Raw genomic sequence first — 18468 nt, forward strand, 5'->3', positions numbered from 1 at the left:
ATGATCGAAAAAATCAAAGAAAACTGGGACAAAATCTTACTTACTTTAAAAGAAGAACATGAAATATCCAATATCTCCTACAGTACCTGGCTGGAACCCTTAAAGCCGCACTCTTTTAAAGACAACACAGTAACCATCATTGTTCCCGAACAGACCTTTTTACAATATGTAAATAAAAAATATGGATTTTTATTAAAGGTAACCATCTCGGAATTCCTTGAAAAGGAATGCGAGGTGGATTTCAAAGTTAAGGAGCAAATCGTGGAGGCGGAAGAACCGGCTGCGCCCCAGCTGATTAAAAACAACAAAGCCTCTGTCAGCCCCGATGTCATACAGAGTGCTAACTTAAATCCCAAGTATACCTTTGATACCTTTGTTGTAGGCGGAAATAACAACCTGGCCCATGCAGCCGCCCTTGCTGTGGCTGAATCCCCAGGTGAGATATACAATCCTCTCTTTATATATGGAGGCGTGGGACTTGGCAAAACCCATCTGATGCACGCCATCGCCCACTTCATATTAAAGAACAACGCAAAATCCAAGATACTGTACGTCACCTCAGAAACCTTTACCAACGAGCTGATTGACGCTATCCGTAATAAGAACAACATAACCACCACGGAATTCAGGGAAAAATACAGGAACAACGATGTCCTTCTCATCGACGATATCCAGTTCATCATAGGTAAGGAAAGCACACAGGAGGAATTTTTCCATACCTTTAACACATTATATGAATCAAAGAAACAGATTATCATATCCTCAGATAAACCGCCGAAAGAAATTGAGACCCTGGAGGAACGTCTCCGATCCCGCTTTGAATGGGGCCTGACCGTGGACATCCAGTCTCCTGATTATGAGACAAGAATGGCGATTCTGCGCAAAAAGGAGGAGATGGAAGGATATAATATAGATAACGAGGTAATCAAATACATCGCTACCAATATCAAATCCAATATCCGTGAGCTGGAGGGAGCCCTGACAAAAATCGTTGCGTTATCAAGGCTTAACAAGTGCGACATCACCCTGGAACTGGCCGAGGAAGCATTAAAGGACATCATTTCCCCCAATGCCCAGAGGGAAGTGACCCCTGACCTGATTATCCAGGTGGTTTCCGATCATTTCGGCCTTACCCCCCTGGATATTTCATCCCAGAAACGTAATAAGGAAATCGTATACCCAAGACAAATCGTCATGTACCTGTGCAGGGATATGACGGCCACTCCTCTCCAGACCATCGGACGCTACCTGGGAGGAAGGGACCATACCACCATCATACATGGCGCTGAGAAGATAACCGGCGACATGGCAAAGGATGACACGTTGAGAAATACCATAGAGATACTGAAAAAGAAGATCAATCCACAATAGGAAGTGGAATCCATGTGGACGGGCTGTTGATAACTGATCTTTTCTGAAGGGCTTGTGAATGACTTTTAACCACCTGTGGATAAACTTTAAGTTTTCCCTCATGAAAGTGGATGGTTTCCACATCCTGCTCCACAGGTGCTTGTCCTTAATTATCAAGGACTTCAGACAGTTTTGCACAAACCCACAGCCCCTACTACGGTTTCTACGAAAATTATCTATATCTTCACTCACAGATGACACACCGGGCACACAATTACTCTGAAAGGAAGTTATCAACATTATGAAGTTAAGATTTCAAAAAGACGCCATTGTTAATGGAATTAATATTGTAATGAAAGCTGTACCTTCCAAAACCACCATGTCCATTCTTGAATGCATACTCATTGACGCCAGCACCAACGAAATCAAGCTTACAGGCAATGATATGGAATTAGGAATCGAGACAAGGGTTGAGGGAGACATACTGGAACACGGCAAGATCGCGCTGGATGCCAAGCTTTTCTCTGAAATCACCAGAAGGCTTTCCAGTGAAAATGCATCCGTTACCATTGAATCAGATGACAAGTTCAACACAACCATCAGCTGTGAGAACTCCGTGTTCAATATACAGGGACGGGACGGGGAAGAATTTGCATACCTTCCCTATATAGAAAAAGATAAGTATATCTGTCTGTCCCAGTTCACCTTAAAGGAGGTTATCCAGCAGACCATCTTCTCCATCTCACCAAATGACAGCAATAAGATGATGGCCGGGGAGCTGTTTGAAGTCAATGAAAACCAGCTGAAAGTGGTATCTCTGGACGGACACAGAATTTCCATCCGCAAAGTACGTTTAAAAGACCATTATGAGGACACAAAGGTAATCGTACCTGGAAAGACCTTAAGCGAGGTCAGCAAAATATTAGGCGGTGATAATGAAAAAGAGGTGCTGATTTATTTCAGCACAAACCATATCCTCTTTGAATTTGACAATACCATCGTAGTATCCCGTCTGATTGAGGGGGAATATTTCAGGATCAGCCAGATGCTTTCCAGCGATTATGAGACAAAGGTATCTGTGAACAAGAAGGAATTCCTGGACTGTATTGAGCGGGCCACCATACTGATCCGTGAAAATGACAAGAAGCCTCTGATTATCAATATCGGAGATAATTCCATGGAACTGAAGCTGAACTCCAGTTTCGGCTCCATGAATGCAGATTTAATGATTCACAAGACCGGTAAGGATATCATGATTGGATTCAACCCCAAGTTCCTCATCGACGCGCTGCGCGTCATTGACGATGAAGAAATCAATATTTATATGATGAATCCAAAGTCCCCATGCTTTATCAAGGACGAGGAGGAAAATTATATTTATCTGATTCTTCCTGTTAATTTTAATGCTGCTACTGTCTAAGAGAGGAAAAGTATGGAAATAATAAAACTTAGGGAAGACTATATAAAGCTGGGTCAGGCGTTAAAAGCGGCTGGCCTGGCAGAATCAGGCGTAGAAGCCAAATATGCCGCCCAGGACGGCCTCGTATCCGTAAACGGCGAGACTGTTTATCAGCGCGGAAAAAAACTGGTGGACGGTGATGTGGTCACCTATAAGGGTGAAACCATTAAAATCACTAAGTAGCAGACTGGCAGGAAAATCCATGATTATAGAATCCATAGAACTGAAAAATTACCGCAACTACAAAGAACTACATATGGAGTTTAATCAGGGAACCAATATACTTTATGGGGACAATGCCCAGGGAAAGACCAATATCCTGGAGGCAGTCTATGTGTGCTGCACGTCCAAATCACATAAAAGCGCCAAGGACAGGGATATCATCCGGTTCAACCAGGATGAATCCCATATTAAATTGCAGATAAGGAAAAACAATGTCCCTTACCGCATTGACATGCATCTGAAAAAGAACAAGCCAAAGGGCATTGCCATCAATGGGGTTCCCATACGCAAGGCCAGTGAGCTGTTCGGCATAGCCAATGTGGTATTCTTCTCGCCGGAGGATCTGAATATCATAAAGAACGGGCCATCCGAGAGGAGGCGGTTCATTGATATGGAACTGTGCCAGCTGAATAAACTCTATGTCCATTCCCTTGTACAGTATAATAAGGTCCTTCTTCAGCGAAATAAGCTGTTAAAGGAACTGTTTTTCAGGCCGGAATATGAGGAGACCCTGGATGTGTGGGATATGCAGCTGGTGAATTACGGACGTGAGGTGATTAAGTTCCGAAGAGAATTCATTAAGCAGCTCAATGAAATCATACACGCCATTCATCTGAGTCTCACAGGCGGCAGGGAGGACATATCTATTTCCTATGAACCCTTCACCCGGGAAGACCAGATGGAGGATATCCTTAAGAAGAACCGGGCCCAGGACATGAAGCAGAAGACCACATTGTCGGGACCTCACAGGGATGACATAAGTTTTATTGTAAATGGTATTGATATACGCAGGTTCGGATCCCAGGGGCAGCAGCGCACAGCGGCCCTGTCCCTTAAGCTGTCAGAGCTTCAGCTGGTGAAACAATTGAGCCATGACGATCCAATCCTGCTTTTGGATGATGTGTTATCAGAGCTGGACAGCAGCAGGCAGAACCATCTGCTGTCAGCCATCAAACATATACAGACTATGATTACCTGCACAGGTCTGGATGATTTTGTCAATAACAGGTTCCAGATAGATAAGGTATTCAAGGTAATTGACGGGACTGTCATCAACGAGAATTAATGCCGTACTAGAAAGAAAGGATGATTATATAACATGGGAGAGCAATACGGAGCAGATCAGATTCAGATTTTGGAAGGACTTGAGGCGGTTAGGAAGCGGCCTGGCATGTATATAGGCAGCACATCTGCCAGAGGTCTCCATCATCTGGTGTATGAGATTGTAGATAATGCGGTAGATGAAGCATTGGCGGGATATTGTGATTCCATCGATGTGACCATTAACGAGGACAATTCCATCACAGTCATGGATGACGGCCGCGGTATTCCGGTAGACATCCAGAAAAAGGCAGGTCTTCCTGCCGTGGAAGTTGTATTTACCATCCTCCATGCCGGCGGTAAATTCGGCAACGGCGGATATAAGGTATCCGGCGGCCTTCATGGCGTTGGTGCTTCGGTTGTCAATGCATTGTCTGAATGGCTGGAGGTCCAGGTCTATAAGGATGGAAATATTTACCAGCAGCGGTATGAAAGGGGGAAAGTAACATACCCCTTAAAGATTGTGGGCAAATGCGGTCCGGAACAGCACGGCACAAGAGTTACCTTTCTGCCTGACAAGGAAATATTTGAAGAGACAGTCTATGATTATGATACCCTCAAAATCCGGCTCAGGGAGACGGCGTTCCTGACGAAAAACCTGAAGATTATCCTCAAGGATGACAGAGACGAAAAGAAAGAAAAGGTATTCCACTATGAGGGCGGAATCAAGGAATTCGTCACATACCTGAACAAGGGCAAGACCCCTATCTACGATCAGGTTATTTACTGCGAGGGAACCAGGGAAGGCGTGTATGTGGAAGTTTCCATGCAGCACAATGATTCCTATACCGAGAATATCTACACATTTGTAAACAATATCAATACGCCTGAGGGAGGCACCCATCTCACCGGCTTTAAGAACGCCCTGACCAAGACCTTCAACGACTATGCCAGGGAGAAAAAGCTATTAAAGGACAGCGAGGATAACCTGTCCGGCGAGGATATACGTGAGGGCCTGACAGCCATCATCAGTGTTAAAATCGAGGATCCCCAGTTTGAGGGCCAGACAAAACAGAAGCTGGGAAACAGCGAGGCCCGTGCGGCAGTGGACAATATTGTCAGCGAGCAGCTGACCTATTTCCTGGAGCAGAATCCGGCTGTGGCCAAGTCCATGTGTGAGAAATCCATACTGGCACAGAGGGCCCGTGCAGCGGCCAGAAAGGCCAGGGACTTAACACGCCGTAAATCAGCCCTTGACGGCATGGCCCTTCCGGGCAAACTGGCTGACTGTTCCGACAAAAATCCGGAAAACTGCGAGATTTATATTGTAGAGGGAGATTCCGCAGGCGGTTCTGCAAAGACAGCGCGTTCACGCGCCACCCAGGCCATCCTGCCCCTGCGCGGCAAGATCCTCAATGTGGAAAAGGCCAGAATGGACCGTATTTACGGCAATGCGGAAATTAAGGCCATGATAACTGCATTTGGAACAGGTATTCATGACGATTTCGATATATCCAAACTCCGTTACCACAAAATCATCATCATGACGGATGCCGATGTGGACGGAGCGCATATCAGCACCCTTCTTCTTACATTTATTTACAGATTTATGCCGGAGTTAATCAAACAGGGATATGTATACCTGGCTCAGCCGCCTCTGTATAAGGTGGAGAAGAATAAAAAAGTATGGTACGCGTACAGCGATGATGAGCTGAATTCCATCCTCAAGGAGATTGGACGCGACAACAGCAATAAAATCCAGCGTTACAAAGGTCTGGGAGAGATGGATGCGGAGCAGCTGTGGGAGACAACCATGGATCCGGAACGCAGGATACTTCTGCGTGTCACCATGGATGAGGAAACCACGTCTGAAGTAGATTTGACCTTCACCACCCTTATGGGCGACCAGGTAGAGCCCAGAAGGGAATTCATTGAAGCCAATGCGAAAAAGGTGAAGAACTTAGATATCTGATTTTAGACTGCAAACATAAAGGAGATTGAATATGGAACCAAATGTATTTGACAAGGTTCATGAAGTAGACCTTAAGAAAACCATGGAACAGTCCTATATCGACTATGCCATGAGTGTTATCAGCGCCAGGGCCCTGCCTGATGTCAGGGACGGCCTTAAGCCTGTACAGCGGCGTGTGCTGTATTCCATGATAGAGCTGAACAACGGTCCGGATAAGCCCCATCGTAAGTGCGCCCGTATCGTCGGTGATACAATGGGTAAGTACCACCCCCATGGAGACAGCTCCATTTACGGAGCGCTGGTTAACATGGCGCAGGAGTGGTCCACCCGTTATCCTCTGGTGGACGGACACGGAAACTTTGGTTCTGTGGACGGCGACGGCGCTGCGGCCATGCGTTACACTGAGGCCCGCTTAAGCAAGATTTCCATGGAAATGCTGGCAGATATCAATAAAGATACCGTGGACTTCGTACCTAACTTCGATGAAACTGAGAGGGAGCCCCTTGTCCTTCCATCCAGATATCCTAACCTGCTGGTAAACGGCACATCCGGTATTGCCGTTGGTATGGCCACCAATATTCCTCCCCACAATCTGAGGGAAATCATCGGAGCAGTGGTGAAGATGATTGACAACAGGGTGGAGGAGGACCGTGAAACCTCCCTGGAGGAAATCATGGAGATTGTAAAGGGACCTGATTTCCCCACCGGCGCCACCATTCTGGGCAGAAGGGGAATCGAGGAGGCTTACCGCACGGGACGCGCCAAAATCAAGGTCCGCGCCGTGACCAACATAGAGACCATGGCCAACGGAAAATCCAGAATCATTGTGACGGAACTTCCCTACATGGTTAATAAAGCACGTCTCATTGAGAAAATCGCCGACCTTGTCAAGGAAAAGAAAATTGACGGCATTACCTACATTGGAGATGAGTCCAACCGTGAAGGCATGCGAATCAACATAGAGCTGCGCAGGGATGTAAATGCCAATGTAATCCTGAACCAGCTGCTAAAGCACACCCAGCTGCAGGACACCTTCGGTGTTATTATGCTGGCCCTGATCAATAACCAGCCAAAGGTGCTGAACCTGCACCAGATGCTGGAGGAGTACTTAAAGCATCAGGAAGAGGTAGTTACCAGAAGGACCCAGTATGATTTAAACAAGGCAGAAGAAAGAGCCCATATATTAAAGGGATTGCTGATTGCCCTGGATAACATTGACGAGGTAATCCGCATCATCCGCGGAGCCGCCAATGTGGCGGATGCCAAGAACCAGTTGATGGAGCGCTTCGGGCTTTCCGATGCACAATCACAGGCTATCGTGGATATGAGGCTCCGTGCTCTCACTGGTTTGGAACGTGAGAAGCTGGAGAATGAGTACAGGGAACTTCAGGCAAAGATCGAGGAATTGAAGGCAATTCTTGCGGATGAGAAGAAGCTCCTTACCGTTATCCGGGATGAAATTATGATTATCTCTGATAAATATGGGGATGACCGCCGCACAGCCATTGGATATGACGATGATATGTCCATGGAGGACCTGATTCCGGACGAGGACACCATCATTGCCATGACCCATCTGGGCTACATCAAGCGTATGGATGTAGATAATTTCAGGAGCCAGAACAGAGGCGGCAAGGGAATCAAGGGCATGCAGACCATTGAGGAGGACTATATCGAGGACCTTCTCATGACCACCAACCATCACTATATGATGTTCTTTACCAATACCGGACGCGTGTACCGTCTGAAGGCATATGAGATACCGGAGGCAGGACGTACAGCCAGGGGAACGGCTATTATAAACCTTCTTCAGCTGATGCCGGAGGAGAAGATTACGGCCATTATCCCCATGCGTGAATTTAACGATGACAAATATCTGTTCATGGCTACCAGAAACGGCATGGTCAAGAAAACACCTATGGTGGAGTATGAGCATGTGCGCAAGAACGGACTGCAGGCAATTGTGCTTCGGGACGGCGATGAGCTGATTGAGGTAAAGGCAACAGATAATAGCCAGGATATCCTGCTTGTCACACGCAAGGGAATGTGTATCCGTTTCAATGAGACCGATGTAAGGGTGACCGGCCGGGTATCCATGGGTGTCATTGGAATGCGGTTTGAGGATGACGACGAAGTCATCGGAATGCAGATGCAGAGCCAGGGAGACAGCCTTCTGGTGGTTTCCGAGAACGGCATGGGCAAGCGTACTATGATTACTGAATTCAGCGCCCAGAACAGGGGCGGAAAGGGTGTTATCTGCTACAAGTGTACGGATAAGACCGGTTATCTGGTAGGTGCCAAGCTGGTAAATGACGGCCGGGAAATTATGATAATAACAACAGAAGGCATTATTATACGCATGACGGTTGACGATATCTCCGTGATTGGACGAAACACCTCCGGCGTCAAGCTCATGAGCATTGATCAGGATTCTGACATCAAGGTGGCAAGTATAGCCAAGGTAAGGGAAAGCGTTACCAAGGACAGCAATGTATATGATGAAGAGTATTACGAGGAAGAGAACGGGGATTCTGAAGAAGAGAGTGAAGCAGATGTAGATTCAGATGAAACGGTTTAAGATTCAGTTCCATGAAAAGGCTGTCAGTTGCGACAGCCTTTTTATGAAATAGTCATTATGAAATAGTCATTGATGTTTTTGTTCCCTTACCTGGTTACGGACAAAAGAGGAGAACCGAACAATATGGTAATGTGGTCATTGGCAGCAGAATTATTAGGACTTATCATTCATATTATTCTCATTTTATACTATCACGAACGGCGGCTGGTATCCAACAGCAGGCGGAAAATCTATCAGGTGTGTCTTTGGATTTCCGTCTTGACCATCCTTTTGAACATTGTCTGTGTACATATGGTCACGAAGCCCGCCGTTGTTTCCCATGGAGTGAATATGCTGCTTAACAGCCTGTATTTCATTCTGTGTGTTTTGACCTGCTCTGTTATGGCTGTCTACATGTTTGCCCTGACACTGGAACATGTGTATGATAAACGTTGCCTGAGAATAACCGGCAGAATCGTCCTTATACTGAATATCATATTTTGGGGAATTGTAATCTGGAATCTTAGAAGCGGCGTGCTGTTTTATTTTGATGAAAACCAGATATACATAAGAGGTCCCTTAAACAGGATTGGATATTTAGTCATGGCAATTGAGATGCTTATGCTGGTGCTGTGCTACATGCGCAACCGGCGCAGCGTCAGCAGGCCGGTGGTCAGGTTAATCCGCACCATGCCGGTGATCGCAGCCATCTGTATTGTGTTCCAGCATATTTATAAGGACCTTCAGTTAAATGGCATGTTTATGGCCATTGTCAATATGGTTATATTCATCAGCTTCCAGACCAGGCGAAGTGAGGTGGACAGCCTTACCTTTATCGGAAACAGGAACAGCTTTTTTGAGGAGCTGTCCCTGAGAATAGCCAGCAGGCAGTATTTTCAGGTAGTTCTTGTGTGTCTGAAGCAGTTTTCTCTTGTAAATGAGAAATTCAGCTACAAAAAAGGGGATGAGTTTTTATATAATATTGCCAGGGAGCTGGACCACATACTGCCCGGCGCCAAGGCATTCCGGTTTGGAAATGTAGAGTTTGCAGTGCTGCTGCCCTACGCAACAGAAGAAGAATCAACCGGAAGTCTTAAAAGGATACAGGAACGCTTTGAGGAACGATGGGAACTGGGAGCCGTGGGAAGCTATATCCAGGCCTATTTCACCGATGTGATGTACAGGGGACAGGAATGGAATGCCACCCAGATTATAGAATATCTGGAATCGGGCATTCACTATGCCAAAAAGGAACCGGGAGGCCTGAGGCGGTTTGATATAAAACTGCTGGAACAGTTAAACAGGAGAAAGCGGATTCTGGATATTATGGAGACATCCATCCGCCAAAGGCGGTTTAAGGTATGGTATCAGCCTGTATTTAACTTAAAAACCAACCGGTTTTCTTCCGCAGAAGCCCTCCTTCGTCTCAGGGATTATGACGGTGAACCCGTATCGCCGTCGGAGTTCATACCGTTGGCTGAAGAAACCGGCCTTATAGACGACCTGAGCTGGATTGTGCTGGAGGAGGTCTGCACGCTTCTTGGACAGATGCGGGACAAAATAGATTCTATCTCCATCAACCTTTCCATGCAGCAGTTCGAGGACCGCAGCCTTTGTGCGAGAATCCATGAATGCCTGAACCGGTGCGGGCTGAATCCGGATCAGTTGAAGATTGAGGTTACGGAACGTGTACTGCTTCAGGACATGGATTATATGAAAAGGATGATGGAGGAAATGACAGGAGAAGGATTTGGGTTTTATCTGGATGATTTCGGTACCGGATACTCCAATATATCCTGTGCCCTGTCTCTTCCCTTTGAGTACATTAAGCTGGACAGAAGCCTTTTGGTACGTCTGCCCGGGGACAGCAAGGTCCAGGTATTTGTGAGGAGTATGGTGGAGACATTCCATGCCATGGGTCAGAAAATTGTGGCAGAAGGCGTGGAAGAAGAGGAACAGATAGAATTACTGAGACAATTCGGCGTGGATTGTGTCCAGGGATATTATTACGGAAAGCCCATGCCTGAAGATGAATTCAGGGCTGCCGTAGCAAAAGGATGGGAGGAACAACGAAGATGAGGGAGATAGCCGCAGCAACCATTACAGAAGCAATAAGGGACATGTGTATTGAGGCCAATTACGGACTGGCCCCGGATATGAGAAAGGTCTTTGAAAAAGCAGTGGAGGAGGAGGAGTCCCCTCTGGGCCGCCAGGTTCTGGGCCAGCTTAAGGAGAACCTGAAAATCGCAGGAGAGGATAAAATACCTATCTGCCAGGATACGGGTATGGCTGTGGTATTTATGAAAATAGGACAGGATGTACATATCACAGGGGGAAGACTGGCCGATGCTGTCAATGAAGGCGTACGTCAGGGATATGAACAGGGATATCTCCGTAAATCTGTGGTGGGGGATCCTATAGAGAGAATTAATACAAAGGACAACACTCCGGCTGTCATTCACTGTGAAATTGTTGATGGGGAACAGATTGACATAACAGTGGCTCCCAAGGGATTTGGAAGCGAGAATATGAGCCGTGTGTTCATGTTAAAGCCTGCAGACGGTCTGGAAGGGGTAAAAGAATCCATCCTTCAGGCGGTGAGAGAGGCAGGCCCCAATGCATGTCCTCCCATGGTGGTGGGAGTGGGAATTGGCGGGACCTTTGAGAAATGTACCCAGATGGCAAAACACGCCCTGACCAGGGATATAGAGGATAAGCCTGGGAAGCAGTGGGTCAGAGATCTGGAAGAGGATATGTTAAACCGGATCAATCAGTCAGGTATCGGCCCCGGGGGACTGGGAGGGAGGGTAACAGCCCTTGCCGTGAACATAGAGACATTCGCCACCCATATAGCCGGCCTTCCCCTTGCCGTAAACATATGCTGCCATGTAAACCGTCATGCCCGCAGAGTACTGTAAAACTGTAAATGAGAAAGGAGTCCTGTTCAGATGAATCGACATATGAATGTACCAATGACAAAAGAGGAAGCTGCCTCCTTAAAAGCAGGAGATTATGTATATCTTACGGGAACCATTTATACGGCCAGGGATGCCGCCCATAAGCGGATGGACGAGGCTCTTGACAGAGGGGAATCACTGCCGTTTGATATAGAGGGCAGCATCATATATTACATGGGGCCGTCCCCAGCCAGGGAGGGGAGAGCCATTGGCTCAGCCGGTCCTACCACAGCCAGCCGTATGGATAAGTATACGCCGCGCCTTTTGGACCTGGGTATGGGGGCCATGATAGGAAAGGGAAAGAGAAGCAAGGCTGTTATGGATGCCATTGTGCGCAACGGAGCTGTTTATTTTGCCGCCGTGGGAGGAGCAGGAGCCATTCTGTCCAAATGCATTCTTTCATCCGAAATTGTTGCATATGAAGATTTAGGCACAGAGGCAGTGCGCAGACTGGCCATACAGGATTTTCCGGTGGTTGTGGTGATGGATGCCCTTGGTAATAATCTATATGAAACAGCAGTAAAGGAATTTTGTACTCTGTAGCGAGGGGATATGAAGCGGATTATATATATGGTACTCATGAATTTACTCCATGCACCGATATGGTTTTTCACCATTTCGCGTATGGCAAGAGAAGAAGATACAAGGACGGCTGCTGAAAAATATGGGTATATATCGGAGATGGTAAAGAGGATTAACAGAAGGGGCAGGGTTACGGTCACTGCAACGGGAACAGAGCATATTCCGTCTCAGGACGGATTTATACTGTTTCCCAACCATCAGGGCCTGTTCGATATGCTTGCCCTGTTTTCAACCTGCCCAAGACCGCTGTCTGTTGTAATAAAGAAAGAGGCCTCCAACTGGATTCTGGTAAAGCAGGTATTGGGGGCAACCAAAAGCCTTGCTATGGACAGGGATGATATAAAAGACCAGGTGCGCATTATAACTGAAGTTACCAAACGGGTAAAGTCAGGCCGTAACTTTGTAATATTTGCAGAAGGACACCGGAGCCGCAACGGAAATGAAATACTGGATTTTAAGAGCGGTACATTTAAGAGTGCTGTAAAAGCAGGCTGCCCCATTGTACCTGTGGCCCTGGTTAATTCCTTCCGTCCCTTTGACATGAACTCGTTAAAAAGGGAAGAAGTGCAGGTTCACTATATGGAACCTATTCTTCCGGATCAATATATGGGAATGAAAACCTCAGAAATAGCACATCTTGTGCATGACAGGATACAGGAAGAAATAAATAAAAATCTCACCAAAAATGGCTTGACAAGCTAAAATCTATTTAGTATAATGGTCAATGCGTCTGAGGACAAGCATGTCAAAAGAAGCAATCATATGGAAAATATCAATTCGGAGAAATACTCAAGAGGCCGAAGAGGCGCCCCTGCTAAGGGTGTAGGTCGGGAAACCGGCGCGAGGGTTCAAATCCCTCTTTCTCCGCTCCATTTTCCAAATGATTATTTTTTTCACTCTTGTTTGTAAGATGAAAAAAAGTTTTGAAAAGTTGTTGACAATAAACGACAGTTATGGTATAGTTAATACCCGCTGGACAAAAAACAACAGCGACTGATGATTGCGGAAAGCCATTTGGCTGAAAACAAAAATCAAAAAAAGTTAAAAAAGTTGTTGACAAACGCAAGCGACTGTGATAAGATATAAAAGTTGCTGCTGAACAAGCCGACAACAAAGAACCTTGAAAATTGAAGATTAGACAGTATGTAAAACCCTGAAAATTCTAAAAACAAAAGGTCTGGTTTAGGCCTTTGGATTTGAGAAAATTCAGAACAAAACCAAGTAATGAAGGTTAAAGATAACTAGCCAAGCTAAGTAGTCTGAAACCTGGAATCAACTTTTAAACATGAGAGTTTGATCCTGGCTCAGGATGAACGCTGGCGGCGTGCCTAACACATGCAAGTCGAACGAAGCAATTAAAATGAAGTTTTCGGATGGATTTTTAATTGACTGAGTGGCGGACGGGTGAGTAACGCGTGGATAACCTGCCTCACACTGGGGGATAACAGTTAGAAATGACTGCTAATACCGCATAAGCGCACAGTACCGCATGGTACGGTGTGAAAAACTCCGGTGGTGTGAGATGGATCCGCGTCTGATTAGCCAGTTGGCGGGGTAACGGCCCACCAAAGCGACGATCAGTAGCCGACCTGAGAGGGTGACCGGCCACATTGGGACTGAGACACGGCCCAAACTCCTACGGGAGGCAGCAGTGGGGAATATTGCACAATGGGCGAAAGCCTGATGCAGCGACGCCGCGTGAGTGAAGAAGTATTTCGGTATGTAAAGCTCTATCAGCAGGGAAGAAAATGACGGTACCTGACTAAGAAGCCCCGGCTAACTACGTGCCAGCAGCCGCGGTAATACGTAGGGGGCAAGCGTTATCCGGATTTACTGGGTGTAAAGGGAGCGTAGACGGCGAAGCAAGTCTGAAGTGAAAACCCAGGGCTCAACCCTGGGACTGCTTTGGAAACTGTTTTGCTAGAGTGTCGGAGAGGTAAGTGGAATTCCTAGTGTAGCGGTGAAATGCGTAGATATTAGGAGGAACACCAGTGGCGAAGGCGGCTTACTGGACGATAACTGACGTTGAGGCTCGAAAGCGTGGGGAGCAAACAGGATTAGATACCCTGGTAGTCCACGCCGTAAACGATGAATGCTAGGTGTTGGGGGGCAAAGCCCTTCGGTGCCGTCGCAAACGCAGTAAGCATTCCACCTGGGGAGTACGTTCGCAAGAATGAAACTCAAAGGAATTGACGGGGACCCGCACAAGCGGTGGAGCATGTGGTTTAATTCGAAGCAACGCGAAGAACCTTACCAAGTCTTGACATCCTCTTGACCGGCGTGTAACGGCGCCTTCCCTTCGGGGCAAGAGAGACAGGTGGTGCATGGTTGTCGTCAGCTCGTGTCGTGAGATGTTGGGTTAAGTCCCGCAACGAGCGCAACCCTTATCCTTAGTAGCCAGCAGGTAAAGCTGGGCACTCTAGGGAGACTGCCAGGGATAACCTGGAGGAAGGTGGGGATGACGTCAAATCATCATGCCCCTTATGATTTGGGCTACACACGTGCTACAATGGCGTAAACAAAGGGAAGCAAGACAGTGATGTGGAGCAAATCCCAAAAATAACGTCCCAGTTCGGACTGTAGTCTGCAACCCGACTACACGAAGCTGGAATCGCTAGTAATCGCGAATCAGAATGTCGCGGTGAATACGTTCCCGGGTCTTGTACACACCGCCCGTCACACCATGGGAGTCAGCAACGCCCGAAGTCAGTGACCCAACTCGCAAGAGAGGGAGCTGCCGAAGGCGGGGCAGGTAACTGGGGTGAAGTCGTAACAAGGTAGCCGTATCGGAAGGTGCGGCTGGATCACCTCCTTTCTAGGGAAGAAGAAGTAAGGGTTTTATATACTGTCTAGTGTTCAATCAAGAGGACACAAAGAATTTCCGGTGCCGATGCGCTTAGGGGAAACACCCGTACCCATCCCGAACACGATGGTTAAGACCTAAGCGGCCGATGGTACTATGCTGGAGACGGCATGGGAGAGCAGGTGGGTGCCGGATTCATTAAAAAAACTCACTCGAAAGAGTGTTTTATATAGAACAGACATGTTCCAATGGGTGGAGGTAAAAGCGAAACCTGTGTTTTAAAGAACGTGTTAACCTACGTCAGCAGGGAAGTGCTGTTCCATATAACTGGTTTTTACCAGTGATTAGTGAATTCGAGCAAATCGAATTCGCTAATGACTGATAAAACATCAGTCACATACGTACCTTGAAAACCGCATATTGAATAAAAATGAATTGTATATTCTAAATCAGAATATCAAGACATCCGAGGCCATACAAGAGATTGTATGGAAAAAACAAACTTGTAAATGCGAAAGCGTTTATGAAAACCTAGAACCAAAGCGTCCAACGCTATGGACGTTTAGAGGACCCGCAGCAACCCGCGGTGGGAAATCATTTGGTTAAGCTATAAAGAGCGCAGGGTGGATGCCTTGGCACTAAGAGCCGATGAAAGACGTGATAAGCTGCGAAAAGCTTCGGGGAGGAGCAAATATCCTTTGATCCGGAGATATCTGAATGGGGAAACCCGGCTGAGCAAACCTCAGTCACTGCATGGTGAATCCATAGCCATGCAGAGGGAACCCGGTGAACTGAAACATCTAAGTAGCCGGAGGAAGAGAAAGAAACATCGATTCCCAAAGTAGCGGCGAGCGAAATGGGAAGAGCCCAAACCAGCGTGCGTGCATGCTGGGGTTATGGACTGCAAACGTGAACCGATTTGTTAGTGGAACTGTCTGGGAAGTCAGGCCAGAGAGGGTGAAAGCCCCGTACACGAAAACAATAGGAAGCAGCAGGATCCAGAGTACCACGAGACACGAGAAACCTTGTGGGAAGTCGGAGGGACCACCCTCCAAGGCTAAATACTCCTTAGTGACCGATAGCGCATAGTACTGTGAAGGAAAGGTGAAAAGGACCCCGGGAGGGGAGTGAAAAAGAACCTGAAACCCTGTGTTTACAAGCTGTGGAAGCACGTTAAGGTGCGACCGCGTACTTTTTGTAGAACGGTCCGGCGAGTTGCCGGTACTGGCAAGGTTAAGAGCTTAAGGCTCGGAGCCGAAGGGAAACCAAGTCTCAAATGGGCGTCAAGTCAGTACAGGCAGACCCGAAACCGGGTGACCTATCCATGTCCAGGTTGAAGCGGAAGTAAAATTCCGTGGAGGACCGGATCCACATCCGTTGAAAAGGGTGGGAATGAGGTGTGGATAGGGGAGAAATTCCAATCGAACCCGGAGATAGCTGGTTCTCCTCGAAATAGCTTTAGGGCTAGCCTCATATTAGTTTAGCGGAGGTAGAGCACTGAATTCCTAAGGGGGCGTCAAAGCTTACCAAGGGATATCAAACTCCGAATGCCGCATAAATGATGTATGGGAGTCAGACTGCACGAGATAAGTTGGGTAGTCAAAAGGGAAAGAGCCCAGACCTACAGCTAAGGTCCCAAAGTGTGTGTTAAGTGGAAAAGGATGTGGGATTTCAAAGACAACTAGGATGTTGGCTCAGAAGCAGCCACACATTCAAAGAGTGCGTAATAGCTCACTAGTCGAGAGGTCCTGCGCCGAAAATGTCCGGGGCTGAAACACAACACCGAAGCTTAGGAATGTATGTAAGTACATTGGTAGAGGAGCATTCTTAGTGCGGAGAAGCGGTACCGATAAGGAGCCGTGGAGCGTTAAGAAGAGAGAATGCCGGAATGAGTAGCGAGATGGAGGTGGGAATCCTCCAGGCCGAATATCCAAGGTTTCCAGAGTAAAGCTGATCTGCTCTGGGTAAGTCGGGGCCTAAGGCGAGGCTGAGAGGCGTAGTCGATGGACAACAGGTTGAAATTCCTGTACCATGTATCATCAGAACTGTGGGGACACAGAAGGACAACACATCCCGGGAATGGGAATACCGGGGCAAGCGAGGTAGGAGTACGGTTGGCAAATCCGCCGTGCAATCCGAAGACGTGACGCGCAGCGAACTAAAGTAGCGAAGTGTGTGATTCCGGCTGTCAAGAAAAGCCGCTATTGTGTGATACATGCCCGTACCGTAAACCGACACAGGTAGATGAGGAGAGAATCCTAAGGCCGGCGGGAGAAGCATTGTTAAGGAACTCGGCAAAATGACCCCGTAACTTCGGGAGAAGGGGTGCCACAGAGATGTGGCCGCAGAGAATAGGCTCAAGCAACTGTTTAGCAAAAACACAGGTCTATGCAAAACCGTAAGGTGAGGTATATGGGCTGACGCCTGCCCGGTGCTGGAAGGTTAAGAGGAGAGGTTAGCGCAAGCGAAGCTTTGAATTTAAGCCCCAGTAAACGGCGGCCGTAACTATAACGGTCCTAAGGTAGCGAAATTCCTTGTCGGGTAAGTTCCGACCCGCACGAAAGGCGTAATGATTTGAGCGCTGTCTCAACAATGCACCCGGTGAAATTGAAATACCAGTGAAGATGCTGGTTACCTGCGCCAGGACGGAAAGACCCCATGGAGCTTTACTCCAGTTTGATACTGGGATTCGGTATTGCATGTACAGGATAGGTGGGAGGCTTTGAAACATGGACGCCAGTCTGTGTGGAGCCAATGTTGGGATACCACCCTTGCGATATTGGGTTTCTAACCTGCGCCCGTGACCCGGGCGGGGGACAATGTCAGGCGGGGAGTTTGACTGGGGCGGTCGCCTCCGAAAGGGTATCGGAGGCGCTCAAAGGTTCCCTCAGGATGGTTGGAAACCATCCAAAGAGTGCAAAGGCATAAGGGAGCTTGACTGCGACACCGACGGGTGGAGCAGGTACGAAAGTAGGACTTAGTGATCCGGTGGTATGAAAGTGGGATTGCCATCGCTCAACGGATAAAAGCTACCCTGGGGATAACAGGCTTATCACTCCCAAGAGTTCACATCGACGGAGTGGTTTGGCACCTCGATGTCGGCTCATCGCATCCTGGGGCTGTAGCAGGTCCCAAGGGTTGGGCTGTTCGCCCATTAAAGCGGTACGCGAGCTGGGTTCAGAACGTCGTGAGACAGTTCGGTCCCTATCCGGCGCGGGCGTAGGATATCTGAGAGGAGCTGTCCTTAGTACGAGAGGACCGGGATGGACAGACCGCTGGTGTACCTGTTGGCCTACCAAGGCCATGGCAGGGTAGCCAAGTCTGGACGGGATAAACGCTGAAGGCATCTAAGCGTGAAGCCCCCCTCAAGATGAGATATCCCATCGCGAAAGCGAGTAAGACCCCTTGAAGACGACGAGGTAGATAGGTTAGAGGTGGAAGTGCAGTAATGTACGGAGCTGACTAATACTAATCGGTCGAGGGCTTATCCAGAAGGTTAAGGGAATAAAAGGTTTGTGAAACAAT

General features: G+C 47.7%; 10 protein-coding genes, 1 tRNA gene and 3 rRNA genes. All 14 read left to right on the forward strand.

Annotated elements, in window-relative coordinates; translation table 11 throughout:
- The 14 genes from dnaA to CGC65_RS00070 all read left to right on the forward strand — a co-directional run bounded on the left by dnaA (nucleotide 1) and on the right by CGC65_RS00070 (nucleotide 18435).
- Entirely contained in the window at nucleotides 1-1371 is a 1371-nt protein-coding gene (dnaA, locus tag CGC65_RS00005) for a chromosomal replication initiator protein DnaA (RefSeq protein ID WP_002569306.1), read from the forward strand.
- A 280-nt stretch (nucleotides 1372-1651) separates the two neighbouring features.
- On the forward strand, nucleotides 1652-2770 hold the full coding sequence (gene dnaN, locus CGC65_RS00010; protein ID WP_002569307.1) for a DNA polymerase III subunit beta: 1119 nt from the start codon (nucleotides 1652-1654) through the stop codon (nucleotides 2768-2770).
- Between the two features lie 12 nt (nucleotides 2771-2782).
- Entirely contained in the window at nucleotides 2783-2992 is a 210-nt protein-coding gene (locus CGC65_RS00015) for an RNA-binding S4 domain-containing protein (protein ID WP_002569308.1), read from the forward strand.
- A gap of 19 nt (nucleotides 2993-3011) precedes the next feature.
- Entirely contained in the window at nucleotides 3012-4097 is a 1086-nt protein-coding gene (recF, locus tag CGC65_RS00020) for a DNA replication/repair protein RecF (RefSeq protein ID WP_002569309.1), read from the forward strand.
- A 33-nt stretch (nucleotides 4098-4130) separates the two neighbouring features.
- Nucleotides 4131-6044 (forward strand): DNA topoisomerase (ATP-hydrolyzing) subunit B, encoded by a 1914-nt coding sequence (gene gyrB, locus CGC65_RS00025; protein WP_002569310.1) that lies wholly within the window; start codon nucleotides 4131-4133, stop codon nucleotides 6042-6044.
- A 31-nt stretch (nucleotides 6045-6075) separates the two neighbouring features.
- On the forward strand, nucleotides 6076-8622 hold the full coding sequence (gyrA, locus tag CGC65_RS00030) for a DNA gyrase subunit A (RefSeq protein ID WP_002569311.1): 2547 nt from the start codon (nucleotides 6076-6078) through the stop codon (nucleotides 8620-8622).
- A gap of 123 nt (nucleotides 8623-8745) precedes the next feature.
- Entirely contained in the window at nucleotides 8746-10680 is a 1935-nt protein-coding gene (locus CGC65_RS00035) for a GGDEF domain-containing phosphodiesterase (protein ID WP_002569312.1), read from the forward strand.
- Nucleotides 10677-11519 carry a fumarate hydratase gene (locus tag CGC65_RS00040; protein ID WP_002569313.1) on the forward strand — a complete coding sequence of 281 codons (843 nt, stop codon included), beginning with the start codon at nucleotides 10677-10679 and terminating at the stop codon, nucleotides 11517-11519. The genes CGC65_RS00035 and CGC65_RS00040 overlap by 4 nt, the downstream gene beginning before the upstream one ends.
- A gap of 30 nt (nucleotides 11520-11549) precedes the next feature.
- Entirely contained in the window at nucleotides 11550-12101 is a 552-nt protein-coding gene (locus CGC65_RS00045) for a Fe-S-containing hydro-lyase (RefSeq protein WP_002569314.1), read from the forward strand.
- A 9-nt stretch (nucleotides 12102-12110) separates the two neighbouring features.
- The gene (locus CGC65_RS00050; RefSeq protein ID WP_002569315.1) at nucleotides 12111-12842 is read left to right on the forward strand and encodes a lysophospholipid acyltransferase family protein; all 732 of its coding nucleotides are present in this window, start codon (nucleotides 12111-12113) and stop codon (nucleotides 12840-12842) included.
- A 77-nt stretch (nucleotides 12843-12919) separates the two neighbouring features.
- Nucleotides 12920-13007: transfer RNA gene (locus tag CGC65_RS00055), tRNA-Ser, on the forward strand.
- A 414-nt stretch (nucleotides 13008-13421) separates the two neighbouring features.
- Nucleotides 13422-14955, forward strand: a 16S ribosomal RNA gene (locus tag CGC65_RS00060).
- Between the two features lie 65 nt (nucleotides 14956-15020).
- Nucleotides 15021-15138, forward strand: a 5S ribosomal RNA gene (rrf, locus tag CGC65_RS00065).
- 405 nt (nucleotides 15139-15543) lie between these two features.
- Nucleotides 15544-18435 (forward strand): 23S ribosomal RNA (locus CGC65_RS00070).
- Together the 16S, 23S and 5S rRNA genes with 1 tRNA gene alongside form the textbook arrangement of a ribosomal RNA operon.
- Nucleotides 18436-18468 lie beyond the last annotated feature (33 nt).

Origin of the sequence: Enterocloster bolteae (genome assembly GCF_002234575.2) — a bacterium.
GTDB classification, from domain to species: domain Bacteria; phylum Bacillota; class Clostridia; order Lachnospirales; family Lachnospiraceae; genus Enterocloster; species Enterocloster bolteae.